Source organism: Streptococcus mitis (genome assembly GCF_000960025.1).
In the GTDB taxonomy this organism is placed as follows: domain Bacteria; phylum Bacillota; class Bacilli; order Lactobacillales; family Streptococcaceae; genus Streptococcus; species Streptococcus mitis_DH.
Window position 1 is genome coordinate 337571 of record NZ_JYGQ01000001.1, and the last position, 13080, is coordinate 350650.

Sequence of the window (13080 nt, forward strand, 5' to 3'; positions counted from 1 at the left end):
GAGAAATCATGACTTTATTACAATTACAAGATGTTACCTACCGTTATAAGAACACTGCTGAAGCAGTCCTATATCAGATCAATTATAATTTTGAACCCGGGAAATTTTACAGTATTATTGGGGAGTCAGGAGCAGGAAAATCCACTCTCTTGTCCCTACTGGCTGGTCTAGATAGTCCTGTTGAAGGTTCTATCCTTTTCCAAGGAGAGGATATTCGTAAGAAGGGCTATTCCTACCATCGTATGCACCATATTTCCCTGGTCTTTCAAAATTATAACTTGATAGATTATCTTTCTCCACTGGAAAATATCCGCTTGGTCAACAAAAAGGCAAGTAAGGATACACTTCTTGAGCTTGGTTTGGATGAAAGTCAGATCAAGCGGAATGTTCTCCAGTTATCAGGGGGTCAACAGCAACGTGTTGCCATTGCTCGCAGTTTGGTCTCAGAAGCTCCAGTCATTCTTGCTGATGAACCAACGGGAAATCTGGACCCTAAAACTGCTGGAGATATTGTCGAACTGCTCAAATCACTTGCCCAGAAAACAGGTAAATGTGTCATCGTCGTAACTCACAGCAAAGAAGTGGCACAAGCGTCAGATATTACACTTGAGTTGAAGGATAAGAAACTGACTGAAACTCGCAATACGACGAAATAATATGAGCTTTTTCTGTTAGAACTATAAAATAGAACAAAATCTAGAAAGGGAATCTATGTTACACAACGCATTTGCTTATGTTACAAGGAAGTTTTTCAAATCGATTGTCATCTTCCTGATTATTCTCCTCATGGCGAGCTTGAGTTTGGTTGGCTTGTCGATCAAGGGAGCTACTGCCAAGGCTTCTCAGGAGACCTTTAAAAATATCACCAACAGCTTCTCCATGCAAATCAATCGTCGCGTCAATCAAGGAACGCCACGTGGTGCTGGGAATATCAAGGGTGAAGATATCAAAAAAATCACCGAAAACAAGGCCATTGAGTCTTATGTGAAACGCATCAACGCTATCGGAGATTTGACTGGCTATGAACTCATCGAAACGCCAGAAACCAAGAAAAATCTGACACCTGACCGTGCCAAACATTTTGGAAGTAGCTTGATGATTACAGGTGTCAATGACTCCTCTAAAGAAGACAAGTTTGTCTCTGGTTCTTATAAGCTGGTCGAAGGTGAGCACTTAACAAACGACGACAAGGACAAGATCCTCCTGCACAAGGACTTGGCAGCCAAACACGGCTGGAAAGTAGGGGACAAGGTCAAATTGGACTCTAATGTCTATGATGCAGACAATGAAAAAGGTGCCAAGGAAACAGTCGAAGTGACAATCAAGGGACTCTTTGATGGTCATAATAAGTCAGCAGTAACCTACTCACAAGAACTCTATGAAAATACAGCTATCACAGACATTCACACTGCTGCAAAACTTTATGGTTACACAGAAGACACAGCTATTTATGGGGACGCAACCTTCTTTGTAACAGCGGACAAGAACTTGGATGATGTTATGAAAGAGTTGAATGGTATCAGTGGCATCAACTGGAAGAGCTATACACTCGTTAAGAGCTCATCTAACTACCCAGCTCTTGAGCAATCCATTTCTGGTATGTACAAGATGGCTAATCTCCTCTTCTGGGGTAGCTTGAGTTTCTCAGTTCTTCTCCTTGCCCTCTTGCTCAGCCTTTGGATTAACGCCCGTCGCAAGGAGGTGGGAATCCTCCTCTCTATCGGTCTCAAGCAGGCAAGTATCTTGGGTCAATTCATCACTGAATCCATCTTGATTGCCATCCCTGCTCTTGTTTCTGCTTACTTCTTAGCTACTTACACAGCGCGTGCAATCGGAAATACTGTTCTTGCCAATGTCACTTCAGGTGTTGCCAAGCAAGCCAGCAAGGCTGCTCAAGCCTCTAACCTTGGTGGTGGTGCAGAGGTAGATGGCTTTAGCAAGACCTTGTCGAGCCTAGATATTTCTATTCAGACATCAGATTTTATCATCGTCTTTGTCCTTGCCTTGGTTCTAGTGGTTCTCGTTATGGCGCTTGCTTCAAGCAATCTCCTAAGAAAACAACCAAAAGAGCTCTTGCTGGATAGTGAATAACAAACTTGCTACCTATTCTCCCCTAAATGGGGTATAATATAGGTAGCATTTTTATCTATTTTATCTTGATAAGGCCTCTTTCTGTCGGGATGAACTTGAGATGATTTATAAGAAATTTAAAGGAATGTGAAACGTTTTTTCTATGAAAATTTTAATTGTAGAAGATGAAGAGATGATCCGTGAGGGGATCAGTGACTATTTGACAGATTGTGGCTATGAAACTATTGAGGCGGCGGACGGTCAGGAAGCCTTAGAGCAATTTTCTAGCTATGAAGTAGCCTTGGTTTTACTGGATATCCAGATGCCCAAGCTCAATGGGCTAGAAGTCCTAGCGGAGATTCGTAAAACCAGCCAAGTCCCTGTCTTGATGCTGACCGCCTTTCAGGATGAGGAATACAAGATGAGTGCCTTTTCCTCTCTGGCAGATGGCTATCTGGAAAAACCTTTTTCTCTATCCCTCTTAAAAGTAAGGGTGGACGCGATTTTCAAGCGCTATTATGATACGGGACGAATCTTCTCCTATAAGGATACCAAGGTGGACTTTGAAAGCTACAGTGCCAACCTAGCAGGTGAGGAAGTAGCTGTTAATGCTAAAGAGTTGGAAATTCTGGACTATCTGGTGAAAAATGAAGGACGGGCCTTGACTCGGTCTCAGATAATCGATGCCGTCTGGAAGGCGACAGATGAGGTTCCCTTTGACCGAGTCATTGATGTTTATATCAAGGAACTGCGGAAAAAGCTAGACCTGGACTGCATCCTCACTGTGCGCAATGTTGGTTATAAATTGGAGCGAAAATGAAACGAACAGGTTTATTTACAAAGATATTTATCTACACCTTCTCGATATTTAGTGTTCTGGTTATCTGCCTTCATTTAGCCATTTATTTTCTCTTTCCCTCGACTTATCTGAGCCACCGTCAGGAAACCATTGGCCAGAAAGCGACAGCCATTGCCCAGTCCCTAGAAGGGAAAGATAGGCAGAGTATCGAGCAAGTGTTAGACTTGTATTCCCATACTAGTGATATCAAGGGGGCCGTCAAGGGCGAGATGACCGAGGACAAGTTAGAAGTCAAGGACAGTCTTCCTCTGGACACAGACCGCCAGACTACCTCCCTCTTTATCGAAGAGCGTGAGGTGACAACGCAAGACGGTGGTACCATGACCCTGCAATTTCTAGCTTCTATGGATTTGCAAAAGGAAGCAGAGCAGATCAGTCTCCAGTTTCTTCCCTATACCTTGTTGGCATCCTTTCTGATTTCCCTCTTGGTGGCTTACATCTATGCTCGGACCATTGTTGCCCCGATTTTGGAAATCAAGCGGGTGACCCGACGGATGATGGATTTGGATGCCCAAGTGCGATTGCGCGTGGATTCGAAGGATGAGATCGGTGATCTCAAGGAACAAATCAATAGCCTCTATCAGCATCTTTTGACTGTCATTGCGGACTTGCATGACAAGAATGAAGCCATTCTCCAGCTTGAGAAGATGAAGGTCGAATTCCTACGAGGGGCTTCTCATGAATTGAAAACACCGCTAGCTAGTTTGAAAATCCTGATCGAAAACATGAAAGAAAATGTCGGTCGCTATAAGGATAGAGACCGCTATCTAGGAGTTGCCTTAGGAATTGTGGATGAGCTCAATCACCACGTTCTCCAGATACTTTCTCTCTCGTCTGTGCAGGAATTGCGAGATGATAGGGAACAAATTGACTTACACCAGATGACGCAAAGTCTGGTCAAGGATTATGCCTTACTAGCCAAAGAAAGAGAACTCCAGATAGACGATAGTTTAACCCATCAGCAGGCTTATCTAAACCCATCAGTTATGAAGTTGATTCTTTCTAACCTTATCAGCAATGCTATCAAGCACTCTGTTCCAGGTGGTTTGGTTCATATTGGAGAGAGAGAAGGGGAACTTTTTATCGAGAATAGCTGTAGTCCTGAAGAACAAGAAAAACTGGCTCAGTCTTTTTCTGATAATGCTAGTCGCAAGGCCAAGGGTTCTGGGATGGGGCTCTTTGTGGTCAAGAGTCTATTGGAACATGAAAAATTACCTTATCGTTTTGAGATGAAGGAGAATCGTTTGACCTTCTTCATAGCTTTTCCAAGAATCGCCTAAGACTAGGGAGAGAAAGGGTTTACATAGATGAAGCTAGAAGAAATTCAATCGAAACTGCGGGAAAAACTAGATTTTTTTGTCAAAAAGTGATAAAATGAACAATGTAAATGGGATGACCCATAAAAATATACAGGAGGCCTGATAAAATGGCAATCGTTTCAGCAGAAAAATTTGTCCAAGCAGCTCGTGACAACGGTTATGCAGTTGGTGGATTTAACACAAACAACCTTGAGTGGACTCAAGCTATCTTGCGCGCAGCAGAAGCTAAAAAAGCTCCAGTTTTGATCCAAACTTCAATGGGTGCTGCTAAATACATGGGTGGTTACAAAGTTGCTCGCAACTTGATCGCTAACCTTGTTGAATCAATGGGTATCACTGTACCAGTAGCTATCCACCTTGACCACGGTCACTACGAAGATGCACTTGAGTGTATCGAAGTTGGTTACACTTCAATCATGTTTGATGGTTCACACCTTCCAGTTGAAGAAAACCTTAAGTTGGCTAAAGAAGTTGTTGAAAAAGCACACGCTAAAGGTATCTCAGTAGAAGCTGAAGTTGGTACTATCGGTGGTGAAGAAGACGGAATCATCGGTAAAGGTGAATTGGCTCCAATCGAAGACGCTAAAGCAATGGTTGAAACTGGTATCGATTTCTTGGCAGCTGGTATCGGTAACATCCACGGTCCTTACCCAGCAAACTGGGAAGGTCTTGACCTTGACCACTTGCAAAAATTGACAGAAGCTCTTCCTGGATTCCCAATCGTATTGCACGGTGGATCAGGTATTCCTGATGAGCAAATCCAAGCAGCTATCAAACTTGGTGTTGCGAAAGTTAACGTTAATACTGAATGCCAAATCGCATTCGCTAACGCAACTCGTAAATTTGCTCGTGACTACGAAGCAAACGAAGCAGAATACGACAAGAAAAAACTCTTCGACCCACGTAAATTCTTGGCTGACGGTGTAAAAGCTATCCAAGCATCAGTTGAAGAACGTATCGACGTATTCGGTTCAGAAGGTAAAGCTTAATCTAGCTGAATAATACAGATGAAACCTGCCCATTGGGCAGGTTTTTTGGTGTTCCAATGATTTAAATTGGAGATTATGTAAATATTATTTACTAATTATTGATTTTAGAGAAATTTAGAATATAACATTTGTTATGGATAATATGATATTTTTATTGACAAATAAATATTGAGGTTATAATATAGATTTATGAAGTGAATAAAATAATAGTACTACTTTTTATGTTTGATTATTTCTAATTTGAGGATTAATTATTTAAGGAGTGATTTGATGGAATATGATTTTAAATATTTAGTCGCTAAATATACATTACCAGGAGCAAGAGAAAAATTTGAAAAGATATGTGTTGAGGTATTTCAAGAAGAATTTGGACCTTCAGCGAAGGAGGTTGTGGTATCACAAGGAGATGATGGCATCGATGTTCTAGTTGGTGACTTAGATAACAGACCATCAATTTATCAGTGTAAATTTTTTATTGATGGGATTGGAGATTCACAGAAACAACAAATTAGAGAATCGTTTAGAAAAGTGATTACCAAGCATCCCAATATTTCTTCTTGGTATTTATGTGTACCAATAGGCCTAAATATAAATGAGCTATTATGGTGGTCAAGATGGAAAAGTAAAATGAAGGCTGAACATAAAATAAAGATAGAGTTGTGTGATGGAGCTTTTTTACTAAAAGAATTTAAGAAATGTAGCAGTTATAAATCAACATTTGATGATGATATCAGAAATGATTTAGAACAGATTAAAATGTCTATTGAAGCCAGTAATAAAAGGGTTTACGAAGAAATATTATATGGAGAAGATGAGATAGAAGAAATCTCAGAAATGTACAATGATACTATATTTATATCAATGTTGAAGAGTGCACAAATAGACGAAGTTGACGATTTCAAAGTTGATTTTTATAATGCAGAAATTGCTAGACATGAGTCTTTAAGCAAAGATGACATCAATGGGAAAAAACAATATGATAATTTAAGAAAGAAGATACATTCTATTTGGAAGACCCAATATCGTCTATACAAGCAACCTAACGATGGTAATTGTTTAATAAATCAAACTTATCTTAGAATCGAAGATTTAGATTCTAGCACTTTAGGGAGCCCGATAAGTGGTTTTAATTTATTAGCTAAAAAGGGTATCTTACATCAGCTTGCTGATGATAAGGAATTAGGTTGGGTTGATAATTTTATAGCAGTGTTGGAAAAATATATGGAGGGAAATGATGTTGGAGATAATTGAGAATATAAGTTTCCAAGAATATTGTTTGACCCGAAATAGGGTTGCGATACTGTTGAATATTTTAGGAAAAGAGCACAAAAAAGATACAACTCAAGAAAAATTGATTATTAGTGATTTTTTTCTTAAATTTCCAGAATTAATATCTGATGAAATAGAGCTTGGAAGATTTGATGTAAAGTACTCTTATTTTCATTGGAAACCTAATTATAAACTGTATAATGCAGTTCTTGCAGATTTATTAGCTAGAAATATTATTACATTGAACTCTTTGAATAACAGATATTTCATTACAGATAAAGGAGAGAAATTTGTTATTGAACTATTTAGTGAAGAAGGGATAGATTGGAGCAAGATACTACAGTCTTGTGATTTTATAGTTTCTAAAGTATTAAATAAAACAGTATCAGCTGGACAGATCATGATACAGAGTAAATTAGATTGTATACGAGGTAATTAAATGAAACTATTGTTAAAGACACTTAGATTAATAGGTGTGAGAAAAAATTATGAGGTTCATTTTCATAAAGGATTAAATTATATTTCGGGACCAACTTCAACGGGAAAAACTGCAATTTTAGAATTAATAGATTATGCTTTTGGGAAAAAGAATCATAAATCGTATATAGAAATTGGAGAAAGTTGTACGGATGTGGAATTGGAATTTTATATATCAGAGAATCTATATAAGATTAAAAGACCATTGTCAGCTTTTAAAGAACCTGTTCTTTTACAGACTTACGATAGTGTCAAAGAAAAATTTGCACAAGCGCGTGTCTTGGAAATTGATGCTCCTTCAAATGAAAAATCATTATCATACTTTTTGTTATCGAAACTTAATCTAACTAATTTAACCATTAGAGGAGATGATTTTAGTTTTAGAGATTTATTTAAATTTTCATATCTAAAACAGACAAAAATTGATAATGAAAATATTCTTAATGAGCAGAACTGGGTGCATAATGGAAAAGAAAAAGCAACATTTGAGATTATTTTAGATATCTATGATAGTTTACTAGCTGATCTGCAACAGAGTCTTAAAATTGAAAAAGAGAACTTAAAGGTAAAAGAGATTAGATATGGTGCTGTAAAAGAATTTCTAAAAACTGCAGAGATAGAGGACTATGAAACAGTGCAAGCTAAATCTGTTGACATTGATTCTAAACTAGAGGAGATTAATTCTAAAATAGAAAAATATAAATCGGATATTCTGAAAACAGAAGTGGGAAATGATGTCAATGAATTGGTAGTATTTATTAGTGTTCAAAAAGAAAAGTTAAGTAATCTAAGAAATAAATTTTCAGATCAAGAACAGTATATACAAAAATTACAGTTACTAGAGAATCAATATTTTTCTGATATTGAAAAAATTAATGAACAGATAGCAGGTATCAAAGCTATTAATAAATATGAATACTTGTATTGTCCAAATTGCTTACGACCGATTTCACTTCACGAAGAAGCGAGTTGCTTATTGTGTCATCAGAATATGGATGATATTGTAATTGAAATCAACGATTTGAAAAAGGAGCGAAAAAAACTTACAAAAAAGAAAAAGGAGCTTCACACTTATATTGATTCAGAAAAGGAAAAAAATATTAGAGTAGGCATAGAAATAAACAAACTACAGGATAATATTAATTCTGATGAAGAGAAGTTAGATAGTTTAACCAGACAATATATAAATCCCTTGGCTACAGAAATTAGTTTGCTATCAATTAAAAGCGGTCAATTATATGAAGAAAAGAAATCTCTAAATGAGAGCCTGAAATTTATTGAGGAACTTACAAAGTTGGAAATGTTGCTTTCTGAAAAGAGGATAGAAGTTGAAGGGATAGAAGAACAAATTGAACGCCAAAAATATAAGGATGCCAAAGAGGACAAGTTGAAACAACTGTCTGAAACATTTTCAACTATATTATCATCTTTTGAGTTTCCAAATCTATATGAAGCCTATATTGATACAAAGAGTTATTTACCTTATGTGAGGGGCCGTAAATACAGTGATTTAGGTAGTTTAGGAGCTGTGACTCTGATAACAATGGCATATTACCTATCAATAATGATTTGTTCAAAAGTGCAAACTGGTAACCATTTAGGATTGTTGATGATTGATACTCCTAGGAAAAACTTAGGGGCTTCCTCGACAAGTACAGAGTTTAGAGATGAAAAAATATATGAATCTATAATTAATTATTTTCTTCAGCTTGGAAAAGAATGTAAAAATGATTTTCAGTTAATTGTTGTAAATAATGGTTATCCATCAGATTTTTCACTAGATTATATTGTTAAAGAATTTTCTTCTGATGGTCATGATGGGTTGATTGATGATTATGGTCGTGTTTAATAGATTTCAAATTGTTAATTTTCAGTCAAATATCTAACCTACCCATTGGGTGGGTTTTTTGGTGTTTTCAGGAGACTATTAAGCCAGAATTTTTGATTAATACTCTTCGAAAATCTCTTCAAACCACGTCAGTTTTATCTGCAACCTCAAAGCTGTGCTTTGAGCAACCTACGGCTAGCTTCCTAGTTTGCTCTTTGATTTTCATTGAGTATAAAAATACCATTTTAAGAGAAAAATTTCAATTTCATAAACTTTAAGCAAACGCTTGCATTCTAGTTTTTATTGGACTATAATAGATTGGTGTAAAGACTTCTGTAATAATATTGAGAAGGTGTAGAAAGTAAGGATTTAGAATATTTGTAGTCAAAAATACAATGTTGCTATTCCTTACCATAGGGAGATAGATATGGCAATGATAGAAGTGGAACATCTTCAGAAAAATTTTGTGAAGACTGTTAAGGAACCGGGCTTGAAGGGGGCTTTACGCTCTTTTATTCATCCTGAAAAGCAGACCTTTGAAGCGGTCAAGGATTTGACCTTTGAGGTCCCAAAAGGACAAATTTTAGGATTTATCGGGGCTAATGGTGCTGGGAAGTCGACAACCATTAAAATGCTGACAGGGATTTTAAAACCGACATCTGGTTTTTGTCGGATTAACGGCAAGATTCCCCAGGACAATCGCCAAGATTATGTCAAGGATATTGGGGTTGTTTTTGGGCAAAGAACCCAGCTATGGTGGGATTTAGCCCTGCAAGAGACCTACACGGTCTTGAAGGAGATTTATGATGTTCCAGACTCGCTCTTCCACAAGCGCATGGACTTTTTGAATGAAGTCTTGGATTTGAAGGACTTTATCAAGGACCCCGTGCGGACTCTTTCACTGGGACAACGGATGCGGGCGGACATTGCAGCTTCCTTGCTTCACAATCCTAAGGTTCTCTTTTTAGATGAGCCGACCATTGGGTTGGACGTCTCGGTCAAGGACAATATTCGTCGGGCCATTACTCAGATCAATCAGGAGGAAGAAACCACCATTCTCTTGACCACTCACGACCTGAGCGACATTGAGCAACTCTGTGATCGGATTTTTATGATTGATAAGGGGCAGGAGATTTTTGATGGAACGGTTAGCCAGCTTAAGGATACATTTGGCAAGATGAAGACTCTCTCCTTTGAACTGCTACCAGGTCAAAGTCATCTAGTTTCTCACTATGAAGGCTTTTCGGATATGACAATTGATAGACAAGGGAATAGTCTCAACATTGAATTCGATAGTTCACGCTACCAGACAGCTGACATTATCAAGCAAACCCTGTCTGATTTTGAAATCCGCGATTTGAAGATGGTGGATACGGATATTGAAGATATTATCCGTCGCTTCTACCGAAAGGAGCTCTAAGATGGTCAAATTGTGGAGACGTTATAAACCCTTTATCAATGCAGGGGTTCAGGAGTTGATTACTTACCGAGTCAACTTTATTCTTTATCGGATCGGCGATGTAATGGGTGCTTTTGTGGCCTTTTATCTCTGGAAGGCTGTCTTTGATTCTTCGCAAGAGTCCTTGATTCAGGGCTTTAGTATGGCAGATATCACCCTCTATATCATTATGAGTTTTGTGACCAATCTTCTAACTAGGTCCGATTCTTCCTTTATGATTGGAGAGGAGGTCAAGGATGGTTCCATTATCATGCGCTTGTTGAGACCGGTGCATTTTGCAGCCTCTTATCTCTTTACGGAGCTTGGTTCCAAGTGGTTGATTTTTATCTCTGTTGGACTGCCATTTTTAAGTGTCATTTTTTTGATGAAAATCTTATCTGGGCAAGGGATGGTAGAAGTGCTGGGATTAACTGTCCTTTATCTTTTTAGCTTAACGCTAGCCTACCTGATCAACTTTTTCTTTAATATCTGCTTTGGTTTTTCAGCCTTTGTGTTTAAAAATCTTTGGGGTTCTAATCTACTCAAGACTTCCATAGTGGCTTTTATGTCTGGAAGTTTGATTCCCTTGGCTTTCTTTCCAAAGGTTGTTTCAGAAATTTTATCCTTCTTGCCTTTTTCATCCTTGATTTATACTCCGGTCATGATCATTGTTGGAAAATACGATGCCAATCAGATTCTTCAGGCGCTCGCTTTGCAGTTTTTCTGGCTCTTAGTGATGGTGGGCTTGTCTCAGTTGATTTGGAAACGAGTCCAGTCCTTTATCACCATTCAAGGAGGTTAGTATGAAAAAATATCAACGCATGCATCTGATTTTTATCAGACAATACATCAAGCAAATCATGGAGTACAAGGTCGATTTTGTCGTCGGCGTGTTAGGAGTCTTTCTGACTCAGGGATTGAACCTCTTGTTTCTCAATGTCATCTTTCAACACATTCCATCCCTAGAAGGCTGGTCCTTCCAAGAAATTGCCTTTATCTATGGTTTTTCCTTGATTCCAAAGGGCTTGGACCATCTCTTTTTTGATAATCTCTGGGCACTGGGCCAACGTTTGGTGCGAAAAGGGGAGTTTGACAAGTATCTGACTCGTCCCATCAATCCTCTCTTTCACATCCTAGTTGAGACCTTTCAGATTGATGCTTTGGGCGAACTCTTGGTTGGTGGGATCCTACTAGCGACAACGGTATCTAGCATTGCTTGGACTCTTCCAAAATTCCTGCTTTTCCTAGTTTGTATTCCTTTTGCGACCTTGATTTATACTTCCTTGAAAATCGCGACAGCCAGCATCGCTTTTTGGACCAAGCAGTCAGGGGCAATGATTTACATTTTCTATATGTTTAATGATTTTGCCAAGTATCCGATTTCGATTTACAATTCGCTTCTTCGTTGGTTAATCAGTTTTATTGTACCTTTTGCCTTTACGGCCTACTATCCTGCTAGCTATTTCTTACAGGACAAGGATGTAATCTTTAACATCGGAGGTTTGATGTTGATTTCTCTGGTTTTCTTTGTCATTTCCCTTAAACTTTGGGATAGGGGTTTAGATGCCTACGAAAGTGCGGGTTCTTAAGTTGAATACTATCAAAGCCTTGTCTCAGGACAGGCTTTTTTAACAGAGATGAAAATTTCTTGACACCTATTCTTAGAGTGCTATACTGTAAGTGTAATCACCGATTTAGCTCAGTTGGTAGAGCAAGGCACTCGTAAAGCCTAGGTCACAGGTTCAACCCCTGCAATCGGCAAAGAGAAGAAACTCATTCTACTGGGTTTCTTTTTTTCTTAATTATTGAACCATTTAGACCGAGATAGAGACCAGATAGACAAAAGAGCTTGTTCTTGAAACTGACCTCTGCTATAATGATTTTTGTAAGGGACGTGAGGCGTCACTATCAGATAACTCAAGTTCATAAAAAAGAAATCGGAGATAAAGAAATGAAAAAATTATTGGGGATTGTATTTTTAGTAGCAGCAGCGACAGTAGTGTATTTTGGTTCTGTTGGATGGCCAAGTTTAAATGTCAACCTCTGGTCATTGATTCCGGTAGGGCTGTTCCTCTTTTTCACTCTAGAGAATCTTTTGAAAAAAGACTACAAGGCTAGTCTGATGTGTTTAATTATTGCCTTTATCATCGCAAATGCAATTTTGGACCTTTTGCCAATTTCAAGTGGCTTGGTAATTGGAGCAGGTGTGCTAGCTTGTGTAGGTATTGGTTACCTCTTTCCTGATAAAGAAGGAAAATAAGATTTTTCAAATAGCGATGTGACATGATAAAGCTGGATATTAACGTTTAGGAATAGGATAAATTGAACTAATATTAATAAACCAAACTAAGAATTAAGAGTTAACGAAATCACGAAAAAACTGAAATATTCGTTTGCTCTTTTTGTATGTTTAAATCTTTAAGAAAGATTTTTTCTGTTTGGGATAATAAAAAACTATTCCGTCTTAAAATTTTAAAGAAAGTCGGATATCATTTTTATTATAATAAATTCTACTTCAATACTTTTTAAAAACTCTCCAATTTTTATAAAAACCAATCCAAAACATTGTTTTTATCTGTATTCGATTGACAAATTTTTTATTGGTTATAAAATCGTATTATAAGATAAATATAATAAGTAGATTGCTCTCATATAAAATGAAAGCGATTACTAAAAGGAGGGTTACATGCAAAAAGGTAATTGGAACAAAAAAAGAGTGTATAGTATTCGAAAATTTTCAGTCGGTGCTTGCTCGGTGCTTATAGGGACATGTGCTCTATTATTAGGGGCAAGCGTTAGTCTATCTTCTTCGGTATATGCCAACGAAAATA

The 13080-nt window shown here is 37.8% G+C and carries 12 protein-coding genes, 1 tRNA gene and 1 pseudogene; all 14 read left to right on the top strand.

From position 1 onward, the window contains the following. The first annotated feature begins 8 nt into the window (after positions 1–8). Positions 9–656: an ABC transporter ATP-binding subunit Vex2 gene (gene vex2, locus TZ91_RS01865; protein WP_000173751.1), complete on the top strand. Its 648-nt coding sequence runs from the start codon at positions 9–11 to the stop codon at positions 654–656. Positions 657–711: 55 nt separating this feature from the next. Then, on the top strand, positions 712–2091 hold the full coding sequence (vex3, locus tag TZ91_RS01870; RefSeq protein ID WP_000902998.1) for an ABC transporter permease subunit Vex3: 1380 nt from the start codon (positions 712–714) through the stop codon (positions 2089–2091). A gap of 142 nt (positions 2092–2233) precedes the next feature. After that, positions 2234–2890, top strand: a complete 657-nt coding sequence (gene vncR / locus TZ91_RS01875; protein WP_033686803.1) for a response regulator transcription factor VncR — start codon at positions 2234–2236, stop codon at positions 2888–2890. Continuing rightward, entirely contained in the window at positions 2887–4209 is a 1323-nt protein-coding gene (gene vncS, locus TZ91_RS01880) for a sensor histidine kinase VncS (RefSeq protein ID WP_033686802.1), read from the top strand. The genes vncR and vncS overlap by 4 nt, the downstream gene beginning before the upstream one ends. Before the next feature lie 146 nt (positions 4210–4355). Beyond that, entirely contained in the window at positions 4356–5237 is an 882-nt protein-coding gene (locus TZ91_RS01885; protein ID WP_001019001.1) for a class II fructose-bisphosphate aldolase, read from the top strand. 270 nt (positions 5238–5507) lie between these two features. Then, entirely contained in the window at positions 5508–6488 is a 981-nt protein-coding gene (locus tag TZ91_RS10520) for an ABC-three component system protein (protein ID WP_200872817.1), read from the top strand. Continuing rightward, positions 6472–6945, top strand: a complete 474-nt coding sequence (locus TZ91_RS01895; protein WP_033686801.1) for a hypothetical protein — start codon at positions 6472–6474, stop codon at positions 6943–6945. The genes TZ91_RS10520 and TZ91_RS01895 overlap by 17 nt, the downstream gene beginning before the upstream one ends. Beyond that, complete coding sequence (locus TZ91_RS10575; RefSeq protein ID WP_235287366.1) at positions 6946–8832, top strand: DNA recombination protein RecN; 1887 nt, start codon at positions 6946–6948, stop codon at positions 8830–8832. It abuts the gene before it with no gap. A 406-nt stretch (positions 8833–9238) separates the two neighbouring features. After that, positions 9239–10231 (top strand): ABC transporter ATP-binding protein, encoded by a 993-nt coding sequence (locus TZ91_RS01915; protein ID WP_033686800.1) that lies wholly within the window; start codon positions 9239–9241, stop codon positions 10229–10231. Between the two features lies 1 nt (position 10232). After that, the gene (locus TZ91_RS01920) at positions 10233–11051 is read left to right on the top strand and encodes an ABC transporter permease (protein ID WP_033686799.1); all 819 of its coding nucleotides are present in this window, start codon (positions 10233–10235) and stop codon (positions 11049–11051) included. Position 11052: 1 nt separating this feature from the next. After that, positions 11053–11838, top strand: a complete 786-nt coding sequence (locus TZ91_RS01925) for an ABC transporter permease (RefSeq protein WP_033686797.1) — start codon at positions 11053–11055, stop codon at positions 11836–11838. A gap of 100 nt (positions 11839–11938) precedes the next feature. Beyond that, positions 11939–12010 (top strand) — tRNA-Thr (locus tag TZ91_RS01930). A gap of 190 nt (positions 12011–12200) precedes the next feature. Continuing rightward, positions 12201–12509 (top strand): hypothetical protein, encoded by a 309-nt coding sequence (locus tag TZ91_RS01935; protein ID WP_033686795.1) that lies wholly within the window; start codon positions 12201–12203, stop codon positions 12507–12509. A 426-nt stretch (positions 12510–12935) separates the two neighbouring features. Further along, a pseudogene (locus tag TZ91_RS10820) lies at positions 12936–13077 on the top strand (YSIRK-type signal peptide-containing protein); the annotation flags it as partial. Between the last annotated feature and the right edge of the window lie 3 nt (positions 13078–13080).

Bases quoted from the DNA above. Each gene is read 5' to 3' on its own strand.
- vex2 (WP_000173751.1), top strand. From the start codon at position 9: ATGACTTTATTACAATTACAAGATGTTACCTACCGTTATAAGAACACT.
- vex3 (WP_000902998.1), top strand. From the start codon at position 712: ATGTTACACAACGCATTTGCTTATGTTACAAGGAAGTTTTTCAAATCG.
- vncR (WP_033686803.1), top strand. From the start codon at position 2,234: ATGAAAATTTTAATTGTAGAAGATGAAGAGATGATCCGTGAGGGGATC.
- vncS (WP_033686802.1), top strand. From the start codon at position 2,887: ATGAAACGAACAGGTTTATTTACAAAGATATTTATCTACACCTTCTCG.
- TZ91_RS01885 (WP_001019001.1), top strand. From the start codon at position 4,356: ATGGCAATCGTTTCAGCAGAAAAATTTGTCCAAGCAGCTCGTGACAAC.
- TZ91_RS10520 (WP_200872817.1), top strand. From the start codon at position 5,508: ATGGAATATGATTTTAAATATTTAGTCGCTAAATATACATTACCAGGA.
- TZ91_RS01895 (WP_033686801.1), top strand. From the start codon at position 6,472: ATGTTGGAGATAATTGAGAATATAAGTTTCCAAGAATATTGTTTGACC.
- TZ91_RS10575 (WP_235287366.1), top strand. From the start codon at position 6,946: ATGAAACTATTGTTAAAGACACTTAGATTAATAGGTGTGAGAAAAAAT.
- TZ91_RS01915 (WP_033686800.1), top strand. From the start codon at position 9,239: ATGGCAATGATAGAAGTGGAACATCTTCAGAAAAATTTTGTGAAGACT.
- TZ91_RS01920 (WP_033686799.1), top strand. From the start codon at position 10,233: ATGGTCAAATTGTGGAGACGTTATAAACCCTTTATCAATGCAGGGGTT.
- TZ91_RS01925 (WP_033686797.1), top strand. From the start codon at position 11,053: ATGAAAAAATATCAACGCATGCATCTGATTTTTATCAGACAATACATC.
- TZ91_RS01935 (WP_033686795.1), top strand. From the start codon at position 12,201: ATGAAAAAATTATTGGGGATTGTATTTTTAGTAGCAGCAGCGACAGTA.